General features: G+C 21.5%; 28 protein-coding genes. 6 read left to right on the forward strand and 22 right to left on the reverse strand.

What is annotated here, in order from left to right:
- Positions 1-5: 5 nt before the first annotated feature.
- The 10 genes from AAHM89_RS03150 to AAHM89_RS03195 all read right to left on the reverse strand — a co-directional run bounded on the left by AAHM89_RS03150 (position 6) and on the right by AAHM89_RS03195 (position 8422).
- Positions 6-1466 (reverse strand): phage terminase large subunit, encoded by a 1461-nt coding sequence (locus tag AAHM89_RS03150; protein ID WP_342265967.1) that lies wholly within the window; start codon positions 1464-1466, stop codon positions 6-8.
- A gap of 4 nt (positions 1467-1470) precedes the next feature.
- Complete coding sequence (locus tag AAHM89_RS03155) at positions 1471-3138, reverse strand: hypothetical protein (RefSeq protein WP_342266922.1); 1668 nt, start codon at positions 3136-3138, stop codon at positions 1471-1473.
- A gap of 43 nt (positions 3139-3181) precedes the next feature.
- Positions 3182-3532, reverse strand: coding sequence for a hypothetical protein (locus AAHM89_RS03160; RefSeq protein ID WP_342265969.1), 351 nt, complete (start codon positions 3530-3532; stop codon positions 3182-3184).
- Between the two features lie 3 nt (positions 3533-3535).
- Positions 3536-4015, reverse strand: coding sequence for a hypothetical protein (locus AAHM89_RS03165; RefSeq protein WP_342265970.1), 480 nt, complete (start codon positions 4013-4015; stop codon positions 3536-3538).
- Positions 4016-4023: 8 nt separating this feature from the next.
- Positions 4024-4935: a hypothetical protein gene (locus tag AAHM89_RS03170; protein ID WP_342265971.1), complete on the reverse strand. Its 912-nt coding sequence runs from the start codon at positions 4933-4935 to the stop codon at positions 4024-4026.
- Positions 4935-5771, reverse strand: coding sequence for a hypothetical protein (locus AAHM89_RS03175; RefSeq protein WP_342266923.1), 837 nt, complete (start codon positions 5769-5771; stop codon positions 4935-4937). The genes AAHM89_RS03170 and AAHM89_RS03175 overlap by 1 nt, the downstream gene beginning before the upstream one ends.
- Positions 5734-6027: a hypothetical protein gene (locus tag AAHM89_RS03180; protein WP_342265973.1), complete on the reverse strand. Its 294-nt coding sequence runs from the start codon at positions 6025-6027 to the stop codon at positions 5734-5736. The genes AAHM89_RS03175 and AAHM89_RS03180 overlap by 38 nt, the downstream gene beginning before the upstream one ends.
- A gap of 2 nt (positions 6028-6029) precedes the next feature.
- Positions 6030-7346 carry a hypothetical protein gene (locus tag AAHM89_RS03185; protein ID WP_342266045.1) on the reverse strand — a complete coding sequence of 439 codons (1317 nt, stop codon included), beginning with the start codon at positions 7344-7346 and terminating at the stop codon, positions 6030-6032.
- 14 nt (positions 7347-7360) lie between these two features.
- On the reverse strand, positions 7361-7894 hold the full coding sequence (locus AAHM89_RS03190) for a hypothetical protein (protein WP_342265976.1): 534 nt from the start codon (positions 7892-7894) through the stop codon (positions 7361-7363).
- A 147-nt stretch (positions 7895-8041) separates the two neighbouring features.
- A complete protein-coding gene (locus AAHM89_RS03195) occupies positions 8042-8422 on the reverse strand; it encodes a hypothetical protein (protein WP_342266046.1) in 381 nt (126 codons plus the stop codon).
- A 122-nt stretch (positions 8423-8544) separates the two neighbouring features.
- Here AAHM89_RS03195 and AAHM89_RS03200 point away from each other — a divergent pair, with 122 nt between their 5' ends.
- The 4 genes from AAHM89_RS03200 (at position 8545) to AAHM89_RS03215 (ending at position 11585) form a co-directional block, all read left to right on the forward strand.
- Entirely contained in the window at positions 8545-9708 is a 1164-nt protein-coding gene (locus AAHM89_RS03200; protein ID WP_342266924.1) for an Mbov_0401 family ICE element transposase-like protein, read from the forward strand.
- Positions 9709-10030: 322 nt separating this feature from the next.
- A complete protein-coding gene (locus AAHM89_RS03205; RefSeq protein WP_342265962.1) occupies positions 10031-10315 on the forward strand; it encodes a hypothetical protein in 285 nt (94 codons plus the stop codon).
- 3 nt (positions 10316-10318) lie between these two features.
- Positions 10319-10585, forward strand: coding sequence for a hypothetical protein (locus tag AAHM89_RS03210; RefSeq protein WP_342265963.1), 267 nt, complete (start codon positions 10319-10321; stop codon positions 10583-10585).
- Between the two features lie 145 nt (positions 10586-10730).
- Positions 10731-11585: a DUF3800 domain-containing protein gene (locus tag AAHM89_RS03215; protein ID WP_342265964.1), complete on the forward strand. Its 855-nt coding sequence runs from the start codon at positions 10731-10733 to the stop codon at positions 11583-11585.
- Between the two features lie 53 nt (positions 11586-11638).
- Here AAHM89_RS03215 and AAHM89_RS03220 read toward each other — a convergent pair whose 3' ends face one another.
- The 3 genes from AAHM89_RS03220 to AAHM89_RS03230 all read right to left on the reverse strand — a co-directional run bounded on the left by AAHM89_RS03220 (position 11639) and on the right by AAHM89_RS03230 (position 15034).
- Positions 11639-11947, reverse strand: a complete 309-nt coding sequence (locus tag AAHM89_RS03220; protein WP_342266925.1) for a hypothetical protein — start codon at positions 11945-11947, stop codon at positions 11639-11641.
- Positions 11948-12009: 62 nt separating this feature from the next.
- Positions 12010-14961, reverse strand: a complete 2952-nt coding sequence (locus AAHM89_RS03225; protein ID WP_342266926.1) for a hypothetical protein — start codon at positions 14959-14961, stop codon at positions 12010-12012.
- A complete protein-coding gene (locus AAHM89_RS03230; RefSeq protein ID WP_342266927.1) occupies positions 14891-15034 on the reverse strand; it encodes a hypothetical protein in 144 nt (47 codons plus the stop codon). The genes AAHM89_RS03225 and AAHM89_RS03230 overlap by 71 nt, the downstream gene beginning before the upstream one ends.
- A gap of 93 nt (positions 15035-15127) precedes the next feature.
- Between AAHM89_RS03230 and AAHM89_RS03235 the strand changes: the two genes are divergently transcribed.
- Complete coding sequence (locus tag AAHM89_RS03235; protein ID WP_339045912.1) at positions 15128-15550, forward strand: transposase family protein; 423 nt, start codon at positions 15128-15130, stop codon at positions 15548-15550.
- A gap of 23 nt (positions 15551-15573) precedes the next feature.
- Positions 15574-15981, forward strand: coding sequence for a transposase family protein (locus AAHM89_RS03240; RefSeq protein ID WP_339045908.1), 408 nt, complete (start codon positions 15574-15576; stop codon positions 15979-15981).
- A gap of 173 nt (positions 15982-16154) precedes the next feature.
- On the opposite strand, the gene AAHM89_RS03245 is transcribed toward AAHM89_RS03240, so the two are convergent.
- The 9 genes from AAHM89_RS03245 to AAHM89_RS03285 are packed head-to-tail and all read right to left on the reverse strand — an operon-like array spanning position 16155 to position 24769.
- Positions 16155-17417 (reverse strand): hypothetical protein, encoded by a 1263-nt coding sequence (locus AAHM89_RS03245; protein ID WP_342266928.1) that lies wholly within the window; start codon positions 17415-17417, stop codon positions 16155-16157.
- Between the two features lie 11 nt (positions 17418-17428).
- Positions 17429-18889 (reverse strand): phage terminase large subunit, encoded by a 1461-nt coding sequence (locus AAHM89_RS03250; RefSeq protein ID WP_342265967.1) that lies wholly within the window; start codon positions 18887-18889, stop codon positions 17429-17431.
- 4 nt (positions 18890-18893) lie between these two features.
- Complete coding sequence (locus AAHM89_RS03255) at positions 18894-20561, reverse strand: hypothetical protein (protein WP_342265968.1); 1668 nt, start codon at positions 20559-20561, stop codon at positions 18894-18896.
- Between the two features lie 43 nt (positions 20562-20604).
- The gene (locus AAHM89_RS03260; protein WP_342265969.1) at positions 20605-20955 is read right to left on the reverse strand and encodes a hypothetical protein; all 351 of its coding nucleotides are present in this window, start codon (positions 20953-20955) and stop codon (positions 20605-20607) included.
- A 3-nt stretch (positions 20956-20958) separates the two neighbouring features.
- Positions 20959-21438 carry a hypothetical protein gene (locus AAHM89_RS03265; RefSeq protein ID WP_342265970.1) on the reverse strand — a complete coding sequence of 160 codons (480 nt, stop codon included), beginning with the start codon at positions 21436-21438 and terminating at the stop codon, positions 20959-20961.
- 8 nt (positions 21439-21446) lie between these two features.
- Positions 21447-22358, reverse strand: coding sequence for a hypothetical protein (locus tag AAHM89_RS03270; protein ID WP_342265971.1), 912 nt, complete (start codon positions 22356-22358; stop codon positions 21447-21449).
- Entirely contained in the window at positions 22358-23194 is an 837-nt protein-coding gene (locus tag AAHM89_RS03275; RefSeq protein ID WP_342265972.1) for a hypothetical protein, read from the reverse strand. The genes AAHM89_RS03270 and AAHM89_RS03275 overlap by 1 nt, the downstream gene beginning before the upstream one ends.
- The gene (locus AAHM89_RS03280; RefSeq protein ID WP_342265973.1) at positions 23157-23450 is read right to left on the reverse strand and encodes a hypothetical protein; all 294 of its coding nucleotides are present in this window, start codon (positions 23448-23450) and stop codon (positions 23157-23159) included. Before AAHM89_RS03280 ends, AAHM89_RS03275 begins: the two co-directional genes overlap by 38 nt.
- A 2-nt stretch (positions 23451-23452) precedes the next feature.
- Positions 23453-24769, reverse strand: coding sequence for a hypothetical protein (locus tag AAHM89_RS03285; protein WP_342266045.1), 1317 nt, complete (start codon positions 24767-24769; stop codon positions 23453-23455).
- Between the last annotated feature and the right edge of the window lie 42 nt (positions 24770-24811).

Consider the following 24811-nt stretch of genomic DNA (forward strand, 5'->3'; position numbering starts at 1 on the left):
CACTCCTAAAATTTATTTTTATTAATTAATAATTCATTATTAATATTATTAATTAATCATTTCATTTTATGCATTGAAGCATACATTCTTGCGTCTCAACAATTATCATATAAATCAAGCATTTGTGGTTCATTATTTGAATTTTCTAATTTAGATTTTGCTAATCATTGCATTTTTGATAATTCTTCATGTGTATTAGGACATCTTTTTCAATTAATACTTAATATACCTTTAATCATACAAATAGTATCTCAATCAATTCTATCTCTTAAATACATTGTAGTTTTATCTACTGGAGTAAAATGTAATCAATTAATTCGTCTTTTTTCTACTTCTTTTTTTAAAATATCAATAACTGCTAATCCACCACTACCATAATCAACATAACAAGTAAAACCAAATTTCATTGCTTGAAATTTAATACTTTCATCTAAATAATAATCAATAATATTATTTGCTAATTCATATGTATTTTTAAATTGCATTATTGCATTACTATGATAAAATTCACTTTCTTGATGTATTCTTCTAGTTTTTTCATTTTCACCAATAAAACATAAAACAGCAACAGTAGGATGTGCTTGTGAACTTGTAGCAAAACCTAAATCTAAACCACCAACTATTTCATTAACATTAAAATCTAATTCAGTTTTAAGTTTATCTAAATATCTTGCAAATATAGAACCAGTTAAAACACTAGGTACACCATAATATCAACTTTGTGCTTTAATAGGGTCTAATTCTTTTAATTCTTCTAAATCATTAATTTTATCTTGTTTTAAATTATGTTCATTTAATTTTCAATTTGAATAATGAAATAATTTAAACATTTGATTTTCTTCTATTGATTTAATTTGTTCATTATTTTCTTTCATTAAATCTAAATTAAAAGGTACACGTTTATTCATATATTCAATAAAATATTGATAAATATTATCTGGATTACAACTTCTTATTTTAATAGTTTTTTTAGCATTACCTAATGCAAAAGTAATTGCTTGAAATTCTGCTTGACTAAATTCATTTGCTTCTTCACATCATTCAATTGCTAAATCAAAACCTTTTATTTCACTTCTAGAAAGCCCTTTAAGTGGTATTCTATCATTACTATTACTATATACACCCATAACTCTAATAAATGATTTACTACCTTTAAAACGAAAATCTGCTTGTTTATTTGGATATTTTAAAGTAAAATCTTTATAATCAAAACCAATATTAATTAATGCTTCATCAATTTCTTTTGTTAATTCATTAATATCTTTATTTAATTTTCTAAAACAATATATAGCAATTGATTTATTAACTTTAATTGAAATAGCAATTAATATTGCTAATTCTTCTGCAATACTATATGTTTTACTTGAATAACGACTTCCACTTAAATTATATTCACTATGAGTAAAATCACTTTTATTTAATAATCAATAACTAATTTCATGTAAATAAGTAAATTCTTTATTCATAATATTATTCCTGTAATTCTTCTAATTTTAAAAGTTGACCATATCTTGTAGGGTCACTAACAATAGCAATGGTATCATTTTGCATTTGTAAAGAAATTATTATTCTATCATTAACTTTATCTCAATATAATGTTTGAACATCAGTATTCAATTCACCGTATAAAAATTCTTTAGACATAAAAGCAAATTTCTTATTACTTGATTGACTTTCAAAATTATAATAAATTTTATATTTAGTATTTGATTTAAAAGTATATTTAATATGATTTATATTAACTTTTGTTCCTACTTCTTTTCATTGTGGAATATTTGGACTTGGTGTTGGAGTATTTGGTAATTCAATATTAATCTCATTATTTTTTAATTCATTTATTTTTAAAGTATGACTTGTAATTTTTATAGGTTGAATAATATCTACTTTAACTGTATTTTGTAATTCTTCTAATGAAAAAATATTTGCATATTTTTCATTTCCACCTTCTAAAATTAATTGTCATTTATTAATATCTAATAATTGTAAATATAAAATACCTTCTTCATTATTAATTAAACCTTTTGTAAGAAATATTTTAATTCCATGATTTCCACCTAAATAATTACCTGTTTTAAATTCTACTGTTATTCTTGTATTTACTTGATGAAATGGTGGAGATTCCCATGTAATAATTACTCTATAAAGAGTATTAAAAGCAAGATTAAAATCACCATATTTACGATTATTTATACTTTTACCTATTACTTTTCAATTTTCTTTAACTTGTTTTTTATTTATTTCATTAATAGCACCAACAATAGTTTTATTAGTAGTTTCTAATCTATCATATCTATTATTAAGTAATAATGAAATAGCAAGAGAACTATTTGAAACATCATTTATTCATAATTGGTCTCTATCATCTTTATATGTAAAATATCCTTTCATAAAAACAGATTTTTTATAATAATCAGATAAATCTATTTTACCACCAGTAGCACTAATAACTTTCTTTTCTTGACCTTCTTTACCATCAACTAATTTCATAGTATCATTACTAAAATATTTAGTAAATAATTCAATTGTTGTTAAATTATCAAATGATTTAATACCAGTAGTATCAATTCATAATTGAGTTCCAATTAAATATTTAGGATTTTTAGGATATATTTTTACTCTTGTATCATTTGTTTTTAAATTTATTAATTCTAAATATCTTGTAAAAGGACTATCTTCACCATAATTACTATAAAAATTACTAAAAAAATCATTTCTTTTAGGTAAAACATCTAAATTAAAACCAGTAATATTTGGATATTCTTTAATTTTTCTTAAACAATTAAATACTTCTGGAACAATAAAATAAGGGTCAGTAGGATTAGTTTCACTATAAGTCATACCACCTTGACTAATACTTGATTGACCACGAATATAATTACTATCTTTTGTTAATAAAAATCTAACATAATATGCAGTTGCAGTTTGTATTTCATCAGTAAATTCTGTTAATGTAGTTTCTGGTCATTTTTTTGAAATAGAATGTCCACTTAAATAATCAATATTATTACTTGCAACTGAAATAGCAAATCAAATTTCATTATCTGGTGTTGTAGTATCATCAAATTCTAATTTATTAAAACCTTTTCAATTTTTAAATTCTTCAATTGTTATAAACATTAATGGTTCTTTAATAGCCATAATAATTTACTCCTTAATGTAAAATAAAGGGTATTTAAACCCTTTAAATTTTAAATTTAGTTACTTTTTTCTTATCTTTTTCTGATAATTCTTTTTTAGAAGCTCTTTGACTAATAATAGTATTTTTAAATACTTCTTGCTTTTCTTCATCATTATTAAAACTATCTAAAGATTTAGCAATTGATGTAGTTTCTAATTGTAATTGAGAATTTATTTGTTTAATATTTGCTTTAATAAATTCTAATTCTTTATTATTTTTTAATTCTTTTGCTAAATTTGATTGTTTTGATTTTTTAATAAATTTTGATAAAAATAATAAAACAATAGTTACAATTACTCCACTAGCAACTGCTCCACTTAATACTGCTGATATTACTGTTGTAGATAAATTCATTTTTTATTCCACCTTTTCTTTTTTTATTTTTCTTATTTCTTTTTCTATTTTTGGTAAATATCAAATAATAATTAATATTAAAATTGGTATTATTTTAATTATTAAATTTAATATAAATTTAATTCTTGATGGTGCTTTATTTGGTAAATGATGTAAACCAAATCCACCAATACTAGGTACAATTGTTAATCATATTGCATTACCTCAATTATGTTTTCAATCTACATGTTCCATACCTAATTTTGTAAATGATAATCATTTAGGTAATATTATTATTTGTGGTAATGTACTTCATAAAGTAATAATTAAAGATATTAATATAAATGATAATAAATTAATTGAATCTAATTGTTTTTTTCTTAATTTTTGAATATCATTTAATAAACTAAAATCATATATTTTTCTATCTTTAATATAATCTCTTCTACCACGAGTAAAAGGAATTAAATAACTTGTTTTTCACTCTGGTTTTTGAATTTCCATTTAACCACCTACTTTCATGTTTTATAAAAATTAGAATTTCTTTTAATTTTTATATATTTTCTTGTATGTAAAGAATTTTTTAATAATTGTTTTCTTTCATATCTTCATTGTGTACTTCCAATTTCATTTTTAGATAAATTTTTATATTCTTTTAATTTAAAAAAACCTTTTTCTAATCTATTAATAAAATGCATAGTTTTTTGAACATTAATATTATTTGGATAAATTACACTAGTATCTTGTGAACCATAATATTTACCTTTTTTTGATAATTCACTTTTAACATATTTTCTTAATTGACTTGGTAATCATTTTCTATTTCAAAATTTTCAAAATATTGTTCCAGCACCAGAACCATTTTTACCTTTTGCTTGTGTCATTAATATTCATATTTCTTGTGGAAATGTTGGATAAGTATATGGACCATATCATATTTGTCTTTTATCATTATCACTTTGAAATAATGTTGTTAAAGTTCCAATTTTTAAATTTTTATTATCAACAATAAATCTTCCTTTTTTAAATCATGAACTTGATAATACTTCTCATGCATTATTTGGTATTTCTTCTTCATTTTCTTTAAATAAATTATTAAATTTATTAACATAATTTTTAACTGTTCTAATTTCTGTTGGCATAATATAATTTTTAAAACTATTTATTGGATTTTTAAATTTATTAATTTCATTTTGTAATATAGATAATTCACTTGGTTTTAATATACTTGTTAATTTTTTAAGTATATTTGGATTAAAAACACTATATGGTTGATGTATTTCTTTTTCACTAATATTTTCACTATCAAATACTGCTTTTAATGATTGATTTTTATAATAAGTTTTTAAAGCATTTATTAATGCTAATTTAATATCATTACTTGCTAATGCATAATATATTCATTCAATAATTAAAGGTAACATTATAAACTCATGTGATTATAATCTCAATTTAATGAAACATTATCATGATTTAATGGTACTTCACTCATATTATCACTACCATATTGACTAGTTGTTTCACTATTAATAGTAAATCTATTATCATTTATTAATCTTGCAGTTTCATCATTAAATGATGTTTCTTGCATTTCTTGAATATGATTTGTAGTTTCCATAGGTAGTAAATTATGGATTATTTCACTTGCACCAGCAATAATAGTAGGTACTGCATAAGCATTATTAAAATCATTATTAATACCCATTGCAACACCACTTGAAATTAAACATCCACCAGTAGCCATATTACAAATCTTTCTTATTGCTTCAAATTTATTAGGTATTAATTCTAGAATTCCATTAATAAGATTTGATATACCATAAGCATTTAAACTAATATATGTATCTCAATCCATTAAATGATTATCAGTAGTATTTGGATTACTAAATAATAAATCTGGTGGAAATGGGTCAATAGTAGTAGTTGTTATTGGACTTTCAGTTGGATTAGGATTAATGGAAGAATTAGTAAACTTACTATAATTTGCTAATCCAATTGTTCCTAAACCTAATAAGATTTTTTTAGAACTATTAATTAATTTAGTTTTAGTATTTGGTCTTTGATTTAAATTTCAAATATCTAAACCTAATTTTTTACCAAATAATAAACTATTAATTGAACCTAATAATGGATTTGCAATTACTTGACCATAATAAGCACTTGTACCAATCATTGCACAAATAGGACTTATACCAGTTCTAATTAATTTAGTTAAAGTATAGTTACTCAATTGTGTAGTCTCAGAATGTTGTTGTGGCATATTTATTTTCTCCTTTTGATAATTGATTAGTTTTTTTAATTTGAATTCTAACTGTTCCTTGACAATTTATATTATTACCAACACATATTGCAAAATTATCATGTACATCACTTACTATAAAATAATCATTTCTTAATTTAGGATATTCATCTAATAAAATTGCTCTAATATCATTACTAGTAGTTAAATCTTCTGGTTTTGGTGAATAAATAATAATATGTGCTTTTTCATTAAAATATTTATAAATATATTCCATAATTATTTTTTAGTAAATTCTAAATTTACTACTCCATAATAATCACTATTATTACCAGTCATAGTTGCACTTGTTGATTTAATATCAAATTTTGCTTTACCTTTTTCATAACCATTATTACCAGCATTTATTATTGCATTTTCTAATTCATCATTAGTAGGTTTATCACCAGCCATAGTAATTTTTCCTAAATTTCTATAATAAATAACATCTTCTAAATTTAATTTATTAATATCATCATATAAAGTTGATTGATAAGTTGCATTTTCATTTTTAGGATTAGTTAAAAAATCTTTTGCTCTTGCTTCTTTTATTTCTTCAATTGTAGGCATAGTTGGTCTAATTAAATACATTAAATTTGGTCTAATAGCACTAGGTAATGCAAATAAACATTTACCAATAATTTTAATATTATCTGTATCATTATCTAATTTTTGTCTTATTTTAGTAAATGAAATTGGCATACCTCACATATATCTATTAACTACAAAACCATGTGTATTTTTTAAACTATAATCTTTTTCTAAATGCATTGCTTTTTCAGTATCATGAATAAATTCTTGTTCTAAATAAAAACTTTCTCAAAATTCCATACCAGCAATTAAACTTGTATATCTTCTACCATATGCTAATGTATCTGCTGAAATTTGACTATAATTTAAAACAGTAAATGCTTTTGATAAACCTAAATTACTATCAATTCCAGTTGCTCCCATTAAATCTTCTCTATTAGTTCCTACAGTAATATAATTAACTAATTTAATTAATTTATTATTTCTTGCTCAAATTTTATAATAAGCTTCTTTTGCTTGTTCTGCATTCATATTAATTAAATCTAAAGGTAAGACTAATGATTTAGCAATAGCATAATCTTGAATACCATTTAAAAATATTAATTCTAAATTTTCACCTAAATTTCTCATAAATGAAGCTGTTCAATTTGAAACAATTTGTACTGCAATATCTTTTGGTGATTTCATAAATCTTTCAATATCAAATTCTGGAATTTCAAAATCAATTGTTAAATATTTATTAATTTCTAATTTAGTTGTATAAACATCACCTTTTTGTCTTTTAGTACCATTTTTTCAATCTCATGTTGATCCTCATAATACACGAACTGTAGCTCTATAAATTGCTATAGCAACTCCAGCCATTTCACCAATTTGAGTAGCACTACAAGTTCCACGCATAAACATTGTTGATTTTTCACTTGTTAATTCACCACGTACTTGTGCTTCAAGTACACTTAAAATAGCATTTTCAGTAGGATTATTACCTTTAATAAAAAATGCTTCAGGTATTTTTATAGCTCCCATAATAAAACTTCTTTCTATTTACTAATAGATTGAAAAACTTCATTTCTAGTAATTTCAACTAAATCTTCTAATTCTTTTTGATTAGTCATTCCTTGTGTTGTTGCTTTATTTTTTAAATCTTGAGCAATTTTAAAATGGTCTAATGAATTATTATGTAATTTTAAAATTAAATCAGTAGGATTAATTGAATTATCTTGTTGTTTATTTTCTTGTTTAATAGGTTCTGATTTATCAATTAAAAAATCTTTATAATCTTCATTTATTTTATTAAATGCTTCTTGTTTAGATAAAGATTTATAATTATCAGTATTCATTAAATTTTTAATTAAATTTACTTTTTTAGTATCTTTAATATTTGAAAATAATTGTTGCTCTTCAAAACTATTAATTTTATTTTCATATTCTTTTATTTTAGTTTCATATTCACTTAATTTAGGTTCAATATCTTTTTTACTTTCAGCATATACTACATTTCTATGTTGTTTTAGTAAATTTTTAACATCATCTAAACTATAATTCTCTTTTTCATCAAAAGTAAAATCACTCATACTTTTAATCTCCCTTTATTAATTTTTAATAATTCACTTGGTTAATAGGTCACTTTTATATATGTTAATTTAACATATTCACTTTATTAAATTATATCATTTTTATCCTTTAAAATAAAGAAAAAAACCTATATTTATTATAGGTTTTTAATCATTATTTTCTATTTTTCTAGGTTCACAAATATTAATAATTATATTACTTTTTGAGTTATTATCTTCTTCATTAATATCATATTCATTCGGATAACTAACTTGTCAATGTTTATAAATTATTTCTGGTTTTACTAATGATTTTTCTAACATATGAGTTGAAATTATCGCTCTTGCATTATCATAATCTTTAATAAATTTTTTACGTCATGGATTGCTTCTACGTCGGCAATCATAAACAAATTTTCTATCAATTCCAAGTGCATTATTTAATCCTTGTGGAGTTAATATAACCTTTTTAGTTCTTAAATAATTATCAATTTGAGTTTTATAATTAACACTTAATTTTTCACCATATTTTTTTTCTTTTTCTGGCATATTATATCACCTATATTCAATATTTATATACTAATTATAACATTTTAAGCAAAGTATATTACAACACTGAACAATTAATAATTGTTATACTAAAAATTATGTATTTAGAAAGGAATAATATTATGATTTTACTTCCTGAACAATTTCCTCATAATCAGTTTAAAATTAGTCATGAAAAACAAATGTTATTAGATTATAAAAATAATTTAATTAATTATGATAAATATTGACATAAAAATGAATATGATAAAAATAAATATAAATATGTTAAAACTGCTAAAAGAACTTTTACATCAATGTATGGAATAGTAAAAGATTTTTATAGAAAAGTATATCAACATAAAATTACTGGTGAATATTTATATCCATTAGATACATATATTAATATTGATAAAAATAAAAAATTTACTAATCAAGTAACAAAATCAATAATTTATGAAGCAGATTTAAATAATATTACATATCCTATAATTAAACATAATTTAAAAATAAGTATATCATTATCAACTATTTGTAGAAGAGTAAAAAAAACTAATATATTTGTTCAAGAATTACCACAAGAAAAAATAAAAATATTACCAACTGATTATATTTATATTCAATCAGATGAATCATATAATAATTTAATTGATAATAAAAAGAAAAGAAAATTTAGACATAGAACAGTAAGTATAAGTACAGGTTTTGATTTAAATAAATCTACTGATAATAGACATGTTTTAGAAAATAAATATATTTTTGTTTTATCAACTAGAAAAGGTCAAAGAATTACTAAAAAAGAATTTGGTAAATCTATAATAACTAATTTAGATAATATTTTTATTGGTTATACTAATGAAAATTTAAAATTAACTGGTGATGGTGCAACTTATCTTAAATCTACTGCTAATTATTTAAAAATTGATTATGCTGTAGATAAATGACATCCATTACAAAAATTAAAACAAGTATTTATTGTAGGAAAAGGTAAAAGAACAAAAGAAAATAATAAAAAATTAAATTATGCATATTATAAATTATTTTTAAATGGTTGTTATTATAAATTATTAGATTATTTAAAAGAAAATAATGCTGATGAAAAAATATATGAATATTTTAAAAATAATAAAAAAGGTATTGAAAATCAAAATGCTATTTGAAATATTGGTTGTAGTGCTGAAAGTGATGTTTATCATTTAATAAAATCTATATCTAATAATAATGCAAAAATTTATTCAAAAGAAGCATTTTTTAATTTATTAAAATTAAAACAAGCAAGAATTAATAAATTAAAAGTATTTGTTTAAATTTATAAAATTTAATAAATCTAAACCTAAATAGTTAGGAATTTTTATTTTATAAAAGTTAATAAAATCTATAATAAGACTTGACATTTACCCTATTTAGGGTTATAATATTTATAACAATTAATAATTTATTTTATCTTTTATTTAAAGAAAATTAAATTATAACTAGACTTGAAATACGCCCGATTGTAATAGTAAAGTATTAGTTACTTTAAAAATTGGAAATATAGAAGATAGTGCTGTTCAATTTTTTAATATGTGTTATTTTCATAAAAAACAATTTAAAAATAAAATAAAAGAAATTAAAAATAAGGAGTAAATAATGAATTTATGAGACTTTTTAAAATATAGTGATAAATATAATGTTTTTAAAATATTTACTGAAGATAAAGAAATATATTTTTCATGAAATGGTGGAAATAGTGAATTAGATGATGACCGTACTTTATTAGGTTATGAATTAGCAGACTGAAAAGTATTATCATATAAGTTAGACCCAGATAGTTTAGAAATTGAAGTATTTGTTGCACCAGATAATCAATTAATGCAAAATTATAATCATTTTCCAAAAACAAAAGAAGAAAGATTAAATTATAATAAGGAGTAAATAATGATAATGATAAATTGTACAATAGATGAATTTTTAAATAAATGAAAAAAAGAAAAACATTATGATGTAAGTGTTGGTCATTTTTCAGGTGAAGGAGATTTTACTTTAAATTTTAAAGATTTGCATATTGACAAAAATAATATTGAAGAATTTGAAGAATTATTAAATGATTATAATATTAATAGAAAAATTTGAGAAAAAATAGAAAAATGTAAACAATGTCATCATCATAATTCTCAAATAGAAATTAATGATGATGATGAATAAAATAATTAAATAATCTATATTTAATATAGAAAATATGATATAATTAATAAAGAGAAATTACTCATTCCTAAATAATTTCTCTTTTTTATTTTTTTTGATTTATAATATTATTAACAAATAAAAAAATGGGAATGAGTTTTTATTTATGAGTAATAATAATATAAATGAATATTGATTATATTTAGATGATAGTGGTAAATTTCTTAATAAAAGCGATAAACATGTAATTTATGGTGGTATTATTTTTAATAATAAAAATAAAAGAAATAATTTTATTAAAAGTTTTATTGAAGCAAAAAAGAAAGTAACAAAAAAATCTGAAATAAAAGGAGATGATATTGCTAAAAAATATATTAAATTTAAAAAAAGTCCTTATAAAAAAGCAGATATAGAAAATTTAATTAGTAAATACAAAATAATAGATAATTTATTTTGCGTTTGAACATGCAAAAAAGATTTAATTTTACCAACTTCAGATGAAGAACATGCAAAATTAAAAAATAATGAATTAATTGCTTTATTAATAAAAAAATTAATTGAAAATAAAACTATATTACCTAATTCAAATATAAATTTATATATTGATGATATTTATACACAACCTATTCAAGAAATAGATGCAATTAATTTAAAATCATATCTAAATAAAAATTATTCAAAAAATGGAATAATTAGATTTTTAAGAACAAAAAATATAATCATTAATAAAGTAAAATACTTAGATTCTAAAATATATAATTGTATACAGGCATGTGATATTATTGCAAATTTTTGTAATAAATATTTAAATAAACATAAAGACGCAAAACAATTATTAAATATATTTGAAAATTTTGAATTTAATATAATTGCTTGTAAGTTTCCGGTAATTATATATAATAATAGTATATTAGATATAAAATGCTGTTGGTCAGAGTCTAGTCAGGTAAATACTACTGGAAATAAAGTTGCTGGTGTGTTCTTAGAGAGCAGGCAAGCTGCCCAACAAGATAAGGAATAATTTTTATTCCTTTTTCTTTTTATATAAAAAAAGTTACCTTAATTGGTAACTTTTTAATTAGATTGTGAAATATTATTTTGGTTAGATTTTATCTTATTTTTTGTAACTTTTAAAATTACTCAACCTATAAAAAATGCAACAGAAACCACAAACCATAAAGATAACATTTTAATTAAAAACATTCTTCCACTACTAAAATATTTAGTCATATCATCAGTAATAATACTTACATTATCATAAAATTTATCTCAATAGATTAAGGTTCCTAAATAATAAATTGATATAATTAAATAAATAAAACTAATAACTATTAATCATGTTTTTTTTTCTTTAAATTTTATTTTTTTTAAAATATTTTTCATATAATAGTACTCCATAAAAACATTTATCATAAACATAAGTATTTTAACATATAAAATAATTTTTATCTTGAATTTAAAATTATTTTATAAATATTAGTTTTAATATTACTGATATATCTTTTTCCATGTGTATATATTAAATTGTTTTTTCAATCATTTATACATTCAATTTTACCTAAATTTGCTTGTAAATAAAAATTTCATTTTAGATGTTTATTATCAACAATACTCAACGCAATACATGAATTTGTTTCATAATTTTTATTTACTGTTCTTCCTAAACTTCCAAAATGTACTGATAGATTAAATTCATAACCAGTTAAATTATATGGCATTGAATTATTATTACTATAAGTATAAATATATGCTAATCCATTTTCATCATTATTATCATTTGGATGTAAAAATTCTTGTTTATATTCATTAATTGTTGGATTATGATTACTTAATATTAAATCTTTTAAATCAATAGTTTTACTTATATTTTCACTTTTTGCCGGTCTAAAGGTTTCGTTTGTAGAATATACTACTAATTTATTATCATGAGAGTTTTTTATTTCTTCCTTTGTTTCAATAACATAATCGTAATAAATAGTTATTGATTTATAATATCTTTTTAAATCATTAAAAGTATTAATTAATAATGTAGGGTCTAATAATGATTTTAAATCAACTTCATAATTACCTAATTTATTTGGATTATTAGTAAGTCAAACATTAAAATTAGGTTTATATGATACCAAACTTGTATCAATTAATGATACATCATTTGCTGTCATTTCTATTTTTAAATCTGGAATAATAATAATTGATTTTGCTATATTTTGTGGACTTGGTGGTAATATTTTTGCTGGATATGAAAATGTAGTTTCTTCACTTTCTTCATATTCATCATGATTTAATTTATATAAAGTAGTTCAATTAAAAGCATTACCAGTTAAATAACCCATATTATTATAACGAAATTGAGCAACTGATATTTCATTATAATCACCTTGATAAGTAAAAGGATTATCACTATAAAATGTATGTCTTTCTTCACCTTGATGTAATGATTGAGTTACAATTGTATCAATAATATAAGCATAATTTGAACCATCAATAACTCCATTTGATGTTGGATTTCATTGACAATTAGTATCTTCATTTGTAAATGGTGAAGCAATATCTAAAAACTCTGTATCTTCTGCTAAAATATAAACTTTATTATTTTTCTTTTGTGATAAATCAACTGTACTTATTTGTTCTTTTGTAGTTAATTTCTGACCAGTAGTAGGGTCTCATGGATAAACACTTACTCTATCACTTAATTTCATTGTCATAGCAGTTGTTGAAACATTTGCACCTAATAATTTACCAATAGTAAAATCATTATCATTTGTAAATGCATTTAATGGAATTAAACCACCATTACCAATAATACTTTCTAAATTACTTGTAAAAAATGCACTCATAAAACCATTAAAATATAACATTTTTTTATATTGTTGAGCATTTTGAGTAATAACTCAACTACTTCATATACCTAATGTTAAAGCATTTAATAATTTACCAATTAAAGGAATATCACTTAAAGCAAAAGGTAATCATTGTTGACTATCATAAGGCATTTGTATTAAAGGACTAAATACTACACTATTAAAATTTAAAATAGCAGACATATATTTTTGACTTATTTTTGAATAATCTACAGTTGGACTACCAATAATTAAATGAGTATCTGGGTCTTTATATTTAAAATTACTTGACATATCTACATTATAATTACCAGTTAAATTATTTATATTTCATTCACTATCTCAAAAGAATTTTGCTTCTCCTACTGATGTACCATTACTTAATCTTGCCTTATCTTTATCAAAAGCAAGCATACCTTTAAAATCTTTTGTTACAAATAAATTATCTTGAAAATTTAATGAAGTTTTTAATCATTCTGTAAAATTTTTAAAATTAGTAAATCCAGTTGGTTTTGCGTCCATTATATTATAAAATGTTGTTTCTGGATGACTACTTGTTGTTATTTTATCATTTATACCAGCAAGTAAACCACCATTATTTTTAACTTCAGTTGTAGATTTTTCATTATTACCAGCAATAAATAATCTTCTTGAAGCAAATACTTTACTTTCAAATATTTCTTCATTATTTTGTTGTATTGGTTCTTGACCTTGAATAATAGGTCTTCCATAATAATAACAACTTGTTAATAATTCTAATCCATAACTTTGTCTATGACTATATCTTACTCCTATATCACGCATTAAAGTACGATTTAAAGTTACTTTTCCTTGTTGAATAGTAGGGAAAGCATAACCACTACCCGGACTTGCATACTGTACAAAATCAAGTGTATTTTGACCACTACTTATTACTCTATCATTTAAACTACTAAAAGTTAATACTTGCATACTAAATGCACCATTATAAGGACTATAATAATTTGTTACATTTGAAATATATAATAATTGTCTATCTTGATTTTTACCACTATTACCACCAATATTTTCATTTTCATCATTAAATACAACAAAAAATTGTAAATAATCATCAATTGTAATATGTTCTTCAAACATTACTAAAGTATATTGTCTTTTTGTTTGTACTGTTTTAAATATTTGATTATTTGGTAAATTACTAAAATCAACACCACTTGTATCATCAATTAAATAAGCATTTCAATAATCACCAATTTTATATTGTTTTGTATAAAATTCATCTTGACCATTAACTTTATGTATTTCTTCATTAATTTTACCTTTATTTTTTTGATATATTTTTGTACTATTTTTTCAAATACATACAACTGGAGTAGTACCAGTTAATATTAATTCATATTGACCAAAATCACTAATTTTACTATTAATTGGTTTATAACCAGTTTCAGTTAAAGGAATTGCTCCATTATTAATAACAAATGGAAATATTTTTCAAAAACTACATCTTTTAATTAGCAATTGTTGTCTTTTTAATTGAAGATGTAGATGTTTCATTAATTGAATTTGTTGATGTATCATTTTGATTATCTCCTAATAATTTTATTTCTTCTTTATCTTCTTCTATTATTTCTTTATAATAGACATATTCCATAATTAAATTTTTTAAAAGTCAATTAATTAATAATTTTAAAATTTATTTTATAATTTTGTTATTAACAATAAATTTAGAAAAGTGTTGATAAAAATGATTTTTGAAAATTTAAAAAAATTAAAAAATGAAGAATTTTACAGATATTTTGGTATAAAACGTTTTCATTTTAATGAAATGTTAGAAAAATTAATTGAAATAGAAAAATTAGAAAAAAATAAAGGTCGAAAAAATAAACTTTCAGTAGAAGAAAGATTAATGATGACTTTATTATACTGAAAAGAATATTATACTTTTTTTCAAATGAGTATTAAATCTAAAATGAGCCCATCAAGTTGTTTTCGAAATATTACTTGAGTAGAAAATAAACTTAGTAACCACAAAGATTACCAATTTTTAAAAGAAAGATATAAATTAAAAATTGATAAAAAACAAGAAAATTCAAATGAATTTCAATTTTATTTAATTGATTCAACTGAGATTGAAATTGAAAGACCAACTAAAAAAAACTACAGTTAGAATATTTTTCTGGTAAAAGTTGAATGTATTCTATAAAATTTCAAATTGTATATGATTTTTTTAATAAAAAAATTGTTGATATTTTTGCTGATAATGGTAAAGTGCATGATTTTCAAATATTAAAAAATTCAAATCTTGAATTTTCAGAAAAAACAATAATTATTGGTGATTTAGGATATCAAGGTATACAAAATATTTATAAAAATACAATAATACCAATTAAAAGAACTAAAAATAAAAAATTAACTAAACAAGAAAGAAAATACAATAAGATTGTATCTAAAATTAGAATTAAAGTTGAACATGTCTTTGCTTGATTGAAAAGATTCAAAATTTTAGTAAATAAATGTAGAAAATCTAAATTTAGACTTATGTACTTAAGATTTAACTTACTTTGTGAAATTTTTAATAAAATAAAACCATTAAAATAAAAAAAATATTAAAAATATTTTTTTAAAATTTAAATTTTTATCGAGTTAATATAAAAATATTATTAACAATTTTTTGTTTAAAATGTAAACTCATTTTTTAAACTATTTTTTCAAAAAATATTTATTTCTATATTCAATAACACTAAATAGTTTTAAAACAATTTTATTGACAATTAATTAAATTTAATTACGGAATATGTCCAATGTTTTTTTGCTTGTTGTTTTGTTACTTCATCTAATTCAGCAATAGCTTGTGTATATGACATTGTTCTATCTGCTAATCTTTGACTAATCATTTCTTGTTTTAATAATTGGTCAGTCATAGCAATAGGTAAAAATTTAAATGAATAAGGTCTATCTCCAATACCATCTCATAATTTTTCATGAATTAATAACATATCAAAAAATCTATAAAAATAATATGAATAATGACTTATTTTAGTTTCTGTAGTTTCCATATCATTTTTATTATTAAATAATGATTTAGTTTTATTTTCATAATTTACACCAGAAAATTCATTATAATCATAACCTGCACCATTTCATATATCTTTACCTAAATCATCTTTATCTAAAATATAATTACTTGCTTTAAAATTACCTTGTATAACTTCCATACCACCAGCACCAGATTTATTATAGCCAGCAGTACCAACATTAACTACAATATTTTTTTTAGGATTATCAATAATTTTTCCATGTTCAATCATATTTTTAACAGTTTCATTATCAAATGCACCAAATAAAGTTGTAACATTTAAATCTCTATCAACATTTCTTTGAGTATAAGATTTATGATAATATTCAATTAAATTTCAAACTGGATAAGTATCTGGATATGCATTTAAAGTTGTTGAATTACCATAAAAATTAACCATTGGTAAATTTGTTATTTCTAATATTGGTAAATAATTTCAAGGATTTTTAATTTCATAACTATATTTTGGTGTTAATTCTGGTTTTAATTTTGTATGTGCTGTTCCTAAAATAATTTCTTTTTCATTTTTATTATCATTTTTATAAGTTTCAAATCTTATTTTTCCATTTTCAGCAATTACTCAAGTTAATGTTGCACTATCTGCTTGTTCATTTATAAAAAAGAATTCTGCACATTGTTCTTCTTCATTATATTTAGCAACTCTACCAGCAAATGAATTAGGTAATACTTTTAAACTTGTACTATTATCTTTATAAATAATAGGCATTATATATACTTTTCCAAGTAAACTTTCTTGAATTCCAAATTTATATAATTTTTCAAATCATTTATCACTAATAATTTTATTAGTAAAATATTTTAAAATTTCATCTTTTTCACTATCAAATAATAAACCTTTACCTAATCATAATTTAGTTGATTTTTGAGCAATTCTCATAGGAATATCACTATATCATTCTCTTCTATTACAAGAAAGATATTCTAATGGATTATTCATTTTTATCACTCCTAAAATTTATTTTTATTAATTAATAATTCATTATTAATATTATTAATTAATCATTTCATTTTATGCATTGAAGCATACATTCTTGCGTCTCAACAATTATCATATAAATCAAGCATTTGTGGTTCATTATTTGAATTTTCTAATTTAGATTTTGCTAATCATTGCATTTTTGATAATTCTTCATGTGTATTAGGACATCTTTTTCAATTAATACTTAATATACCTTTAATCATACAAATAGTATCTCAATCAATTCTATCTCTTAAATACATTGTAGTTTTATCTACTGGAGTAAAATGTAATCAATTAATTCGTCTTTTTTCTACTTCTTTTTTTAAAATATCAATAACTGCTAATCCACCACTACCATAATCAACATAACAAGTAAAACCAAATTTCATTGCTTGAAATTTAATACTTTCATCTAAATAATAATCAATAATATTATTTGCTAATTCATATGTATTTTTAAATTGCATTATTGCATTACTATGATAAAATTCACTTTCTTGATGTATTCTTCTAGTTTTTTCATTTTCACCAATAAAACATAAAACAGCAACAGTAGGATGTGCTTGTGAACTTGTAGCAAAACCTAAATCTAAACCACCAACTATTTCATTAACATTAAAATCTAATTCAGTTTTAAGTTTATCTAAATATCTTGCAAATATAGAACCAGTTAAAACACTAGGTACACCATAATATCAACTTTGTGCTTTAATAGGGTCTAATTCTTTTAATTCTTCTAAATCATTAATTTTATCTTGTTTTAAATTATGTTCATTTAATTTTCAATTTGAATAATGAAATAATTTAAACATTTGATTTTCTTCTATTGATTTAATTTGTTCATTATTTTCTTTCATTAAATCTAAATTAAAAGGTACACGTTTATTCATATATTCAATAAAATATTGATAAATATTATCTGGATTACAACTTCTTATTTTAATAGTTTTTTTAGCATTACCTAATGCAAAAGTAATTGCTTGAAATTCTGCTTGACTAAATTCATTTGCTTCTTCACATCATTCAATTGCTAAATCAAAACCTTTTATTTCACTTCTAGAAAGCCCTTTAAGTGGTATTCTATCATTACTATTACTATATACACCCATAACTCTAATAAATGATTTACTACCTTTAAAACGAAAATCTGCTTGTTTATTTGGATATTTTAAAGTAAAATCTTTATAATCAAAACCAATATTAATTAATGCTTCATCAATTTCTTTTGTTAATTCATTAATATCTTTATTTAATTTTCTAAAACAATATATAGCAATTGATTTATTAACTTTAATTGAAATAGCAATTAATATTGCTAATTCTTCTGCAATACTATATGTTTTACTTGAATAACGACTTCCACTTAAATTATATTCACTATGAGTAAAATCACTTTTATTTAATAATCAATAACTAATTTCATGTAAATAAGTAAATTCTTTATTCATAATATTATTCCTGTAATTCTTCTAATTTTAAAAGTTGACCATATCTTGTAGGGTCACTAACAATAGCAATGGTATCATTTTGCATTTGTAAAGAAATTATTATTCTATCATTAACTTTATCTCAATATAATGTTTGAACATCAGTATTCAATTCACCGTATAAAAATTCTTTAGACATAAAAGCAAATTTCTTATTACTTGATTGACTTTCAAAATTATAATAAATTTTATATTTAGTATTTGATTTAAAAGTATATTTAATATGATTTATATTAACTTTTGTTCCTACTTCTTTTCATTGTGGAATATTTGGAGTTGGTGTTGGAGTATTTGGTAATTCAATATTAATCTCATTATTTTTTAATTCATTTATTTTTAAAGTATGACTTGTAATTTTTATAGGTTGAATAATATCTACTTTAACTGTATTTTGTAATTCTTCTAATGAAAAAATATTTGCATATTTTTCATTTCCACCTTCTAAAATTAATTGTCATTTATTAATATCTAATAATTGTAAATATAAAATACCTTTTTCATTATTAATTAAACCTTTTGTAAGAAATATTTTACTTCCATGTATTCCACCTAAATAATTACCTGTTTTAAATTCTACTGTTATTCTTGTATTTACTTGATGAAATGGTGGAGATTCCCATGTAATAATTACTCTATAAAGAGTATTAAAAGCAAGATTAAAATCACCATATTTACGATTATTTATACTTTTACCTATTACTTTTCAATTTTCTTTAACTTGTTTTTTATTTATTTCATTAATAGCACCAACAATAGTTTTATTAGTAGTTTCTAATCTATCATATCTATTATTAAGTAATAATGAAATAGCAAGAGAACTATTTGAAACATCATTTATTCATAATTGGTCTCTATCATCTTTATATGTAAAATATCCTTTCATAAAAACAGATTTTTTATAATAATCAGATAAATCTATTTTACCACCAGTAGCACTAATAACTTTCTTTTCTTGACCTTCTTTACCATCAACTAATTTCATAGTATCATTACTAAAATATTTAGTAAATAATTCAATTGTTGTTAAATTATCAAATGATTTAATACCAGTAGTATCAATTCATAATTGAGTTCCAATTAAATATTTAGGATTTTTAGGATATATTTTTACTCTTGTATCATTTGTTTTTAAATTTATTAATTCTAAATATCTTGTAAAAGGACTATCTTCACCATAATTACTATAAAAATTACTAAAAAAATCATTTCTTTTAGGTAAAACATCTAAATTAAAACCAGTAATATTTGGATATTCTTTAATTTTTCTTAAACAATTAAATACTTCTGGAACAATAAAATAAGGGTCAGTAGGATTAGTTTCACTATAAGTCATACCACCTTGACTAATACTTGATTGACCACGAATATAATTACTATCTTTTGTTAATAAAAATCTAACATAATATGCAGTTGCAGTTTGTATTTCATCAGTAAATTCTGTTAATGTAGTTTCTGGTCATTTTTTTGAAATAGAATGTCCACTTAAATAATCAATATTATTACTTGCAACTGAAATAGCAAATCAAATTTCATTATCTGGTGTTGTAGTATCATCAAATTCTAATTTATTAAAACCTTTTCAATTTTTAAATTCTTCAATTGTTATAAACATTAATGGTTCTTTAATAGCCATAATAATTTACTCCTTAATGTAAAATAAAGGGTATTTAAACCCTTTAAATTTTAAATTTAGTTACTTTTTTCTTATCTTTTTCTGATAATTCTTTTTTAGAAGCTCTTTGACTAATAATAGTATTTTTAAATACTTCTTGCTTTTCTTCATCATTATTAAAACTATCTAAAGATTTAGCAATTGATGTAGTTTCTAATTGTAATTGAGAATTTATTTGTTTAATATTTGCTTTAATAAATTCTAATTCTTTATTATTTTTTAATTCTTTTGCTAAATTTGATTGTTTTGATTTTTTAATAAATTTTGATAAAAATAATAAAACAATAGTTACAATTACTCCACTAGCAACTGCTCCACTTAATACTGCTGATATTACTGTTGTAGATAAATTCATTTTTTATTCCACCTTTTCTTTTTTTATTTTTCTTATTTCTTTTTCTATTTTTGGTAAATATCAAATAATAATTAATATTAAAATTGGTATTATTTTAATTATTAAATTTAATATAAATTTAATTCTTGATGGTGCTTTATTTGGTAAATGATGTAAACCAAATCCACCAATACTAGGTACAATTGTTAATCATATTGCATTACCTCAATTATGTTTTCAATCTACATGTTCCATACCTAATTTTGTAAATGATAATCATTTAGGTAATATTATTATTTGTGGTAATGTACTTCATAAAGTAATAATTAAAGATATTAATATAAATGATAATAAATTAATTGAATCTAATTGTTTTTTTCTTAATTTTTGAATATCATTTAATAAACTAAAATCATATATTTTTCTATCTTTAATATAATCTCTTCTACCACGAGTAAAAGGAATTAAATAACTTGTTTTTCACTCTGGTTTTTGAATTTCCATTTAACCACCTACTTTCATGTTTTATAAAAATTAGAATTTCTTTTAATTTTTATATATTTTCTTGTATGTAAAGAATTTTTTAATAATTGTTTTCTTTCATATCTTCATTGTGTACTTCCAATTTCATTTTTAGATAAATTTTTATATTCTTTTAATTTAAAAAAACCTTTTTCTAATCTATTAATAAAATGCATAGTTTTTTGAACATTAATATTATTTGGATAAATTACACTAGTATCTTGTGAACCATAATATTTACCTTTTTTTGATAATTCACTTTTAACATATTTTCTTAATTGACTTGGTAATCATTTTCTATTTCAAAATTTTCAAAATATTGTTCCAGCACCAGAACCATTTTTACCTTTTGCTTGTGTCATTAATATTCATATTTCTTGTGGAAATGTTGGATAAGTATATGGACCATATCATATTTGTCTTTTATCATTATCACTTTGAAATAATGTTGTTAAAGTTCCAATTTTTAAATTTTTATTATCAACAATAAATCTTCCTTTTTTAAATCATGAACTTGATAATACTTCTCATGCATTATTTGGTATTTCTTCTTCATTTTCTTTAAATAAATTATTAAATTTATTAACATAATTTTTAACTGTTCTAATTTCTGTTGGCATAATATAATTTTTAAAACTATTTATTGGATTTTTAAATTTATTAATTTCATTTTGTAATATAGATAATTCACTTGGTTTTAATATACTTGTTAATTTTTTAAGTATATTTGGATTAAAAACACTATATGGTTGATGTATTTCTTTTTCACTAATATTTTCACTATCAAATACTGCTTTTAATGATTGATTTTTATAATAAGTTTTTAAAGCATTTATTAATGCTAATTTAATATCATTACTTGCTAATGCATAATATATTCATTCAATAATTAAAGGTAACATTATAAACTCATGTGATTATAATCTCAATTTAATGAAACATTATCATGATTTAATGGTACTTCACTCATATTATCACTACCATATTGACTAGTTGTTTCACTATTAATAGTAAATCTATTATCATTTATTAATCTTGCAGTTTCATCATTAAATGATGTTTCTTGCATTTCTTGAATATGATTTGTAGTTTCCATAGGTAGTAAATTATGGATTATTTCACTTGCACCAGCAATAATAGTAGGTACTGCATAAGCATTATTAAAATCATTATTAATACCCATTGCAACACCACTTGAAATTAAACATCCACCAGTAGCCATATTACAAATCTTTCTTATTGTTTCAAATTTATTAGGTATTAATTCTAGAATTCCATTAATAAGATTTGATATACCATAAGCATTTAAACTAATATATGTATCTCAATCCATTAAATGATTATCAGTAGTATTTGGATTACTAAATAATAAATCTGGTGGAAATGGGTCAATAGTAGTAGTTGTTATTGGACTTTCAGTTGGATTAGGATTAATGGAAGAATTAGTAAACTTACTATAATTTGCTAATCCAATTGTTCCTAAACCTAATAAGATTTTTTTAGAACTATTAATTAATTTAGTTTTAGTATTTGGTCTTTGATTTAAATTTCAAATATCTAAACCTAATTTTTTACCAAATAATAAACTATTAATTGAACCTAATAATGGACTATCTATTACTTGACCATAATAAGCACTTGTACCTATCATTGCACAAATTGGACTTATACCAGTTCTTATTAATTTAGTTAAAGTATAGTTACTCAATTGTGTAGTCTCAGAATGTTGTTGTGGCATATTTATTTTCTCCTTTTGATAATTGATTAGTTTTTTTAATTTGAATTCTAACTGTTCCTTGACAATTTATATTATTACCAACACATATTGCAAAATTATCATGTACATCACTTACTATAAAATAATCATTTCTTAATTTAGGATATTCATCTAATAAAATTGCTCTAATATCATTACTAGTAGTTAAATCTTCTGGTTTTGGTGAATAAATAATAATATGTGCTTTTTCATTAAAATATTTATAAATATATTCCATAATTATTTTTTAGTAAATTCTAAATTTACTACTCCATAATAATCACTATTATTACCAGTCATAGTTGCACTTGTTGATTTAATATCAAATTTTGCTTTACCTTTTTCATAACCATTATTACCAGCATTTATTATTGCATTTTCTAATTCATCATTAGTAGGTTTATCACCAGCCATAGTAATTTTTCCTAAATTTCTATAATAAATAACATCTTCTAAATTTAATTTATTAATATCATCATATAAAGTTGATTGATAAGTTGCATTTTCATTTTTAGGATTAGTTAAAAAATCTTTTGCTCTTGCTTCTTTTATTTCTTCAATTGTAGGCATAGTTGGTCTAATTAAATACATTAAATTTGGTCTAATAGCACTAGGTAATGCAAATAAACATTTACCAATAATTTTAATATTATCTGTATCATTATCTAATTTTTGTCTTATTTTAGTAAATGAAATTGGCATACCTCACATATATCTATTAACTACAAAACCATGTGTATTTTTTAAACTATAATCTTTTTCTAAATGCATTGCTTTTTCAGTATCATGAATAAATTCTTGTTCTAAATAAAAACTTTCTCAAAATTCCATACCAGCAATTAAACTTGTATATCTTCTACCATATGCTAATGTATCTGCTGAAATTTGACTATAATTTAAAACAGTAAATGCTTTTGATAAACCTAAATTACTATCAATTCCAGTTGCTCCCATTAAATCTTCTCTATTAGTTCCTACAGTAATATAATTAACTAATTTAATTAATTTATTATTTCTTGCTCAAATTTTATAATAAGCTTCTTTTGCTTGTTCTGCATTCATATTAATTAAATCTAAAGGTAAGACTAATGATTTAGCAATAGCATAATCTTGAATACCATTTAAAAATATTAATTCTAAATTTTCACCTAAATTTCTCATAAATGAAGCTGTTCAATTTGAAACAATTTGTACTGCAATATCTTTTGGTGATTTCATAAATCTTTCAATATCAAATTCTGGAATTTCAAAATCAATTGTTAAATATTTATTAATTTCTAATTTAGTTGTATAAACATCACCTTTTTGTCTTTTAGTACCATTTTTTCAATCTCATGTTGATCCTCATAATACACGAACTGTAGCTCTATAAATTGCTATAGCAACTCCAGCCATTTCACCAATTTGAGTAGCACTACAAGTTCCACGCATAAACATTGTTGATTTTTCACTTGTTAATTCACCACGTACTTGTGCTTCAAGTACACTTAAAATAGCATTTTCAGTAGGATTATTACCTTTAATAAAAAATGCTTCAGGTATTTTTATAGCTCCCATAATAAAACTTCTTTCTATTTACTAATAGATTGAAAAACTTCA

The sequence above is a fragment of the Spiroplasma endosymbiont of Villa modesta genome, assembly GCF_964030925.1.
Taxonomy (GTDB): Bacteria; Bacillota_I; Bacilli_A; order Mycoplasmatales; family VBWQ01; genus Spiroplasma_E.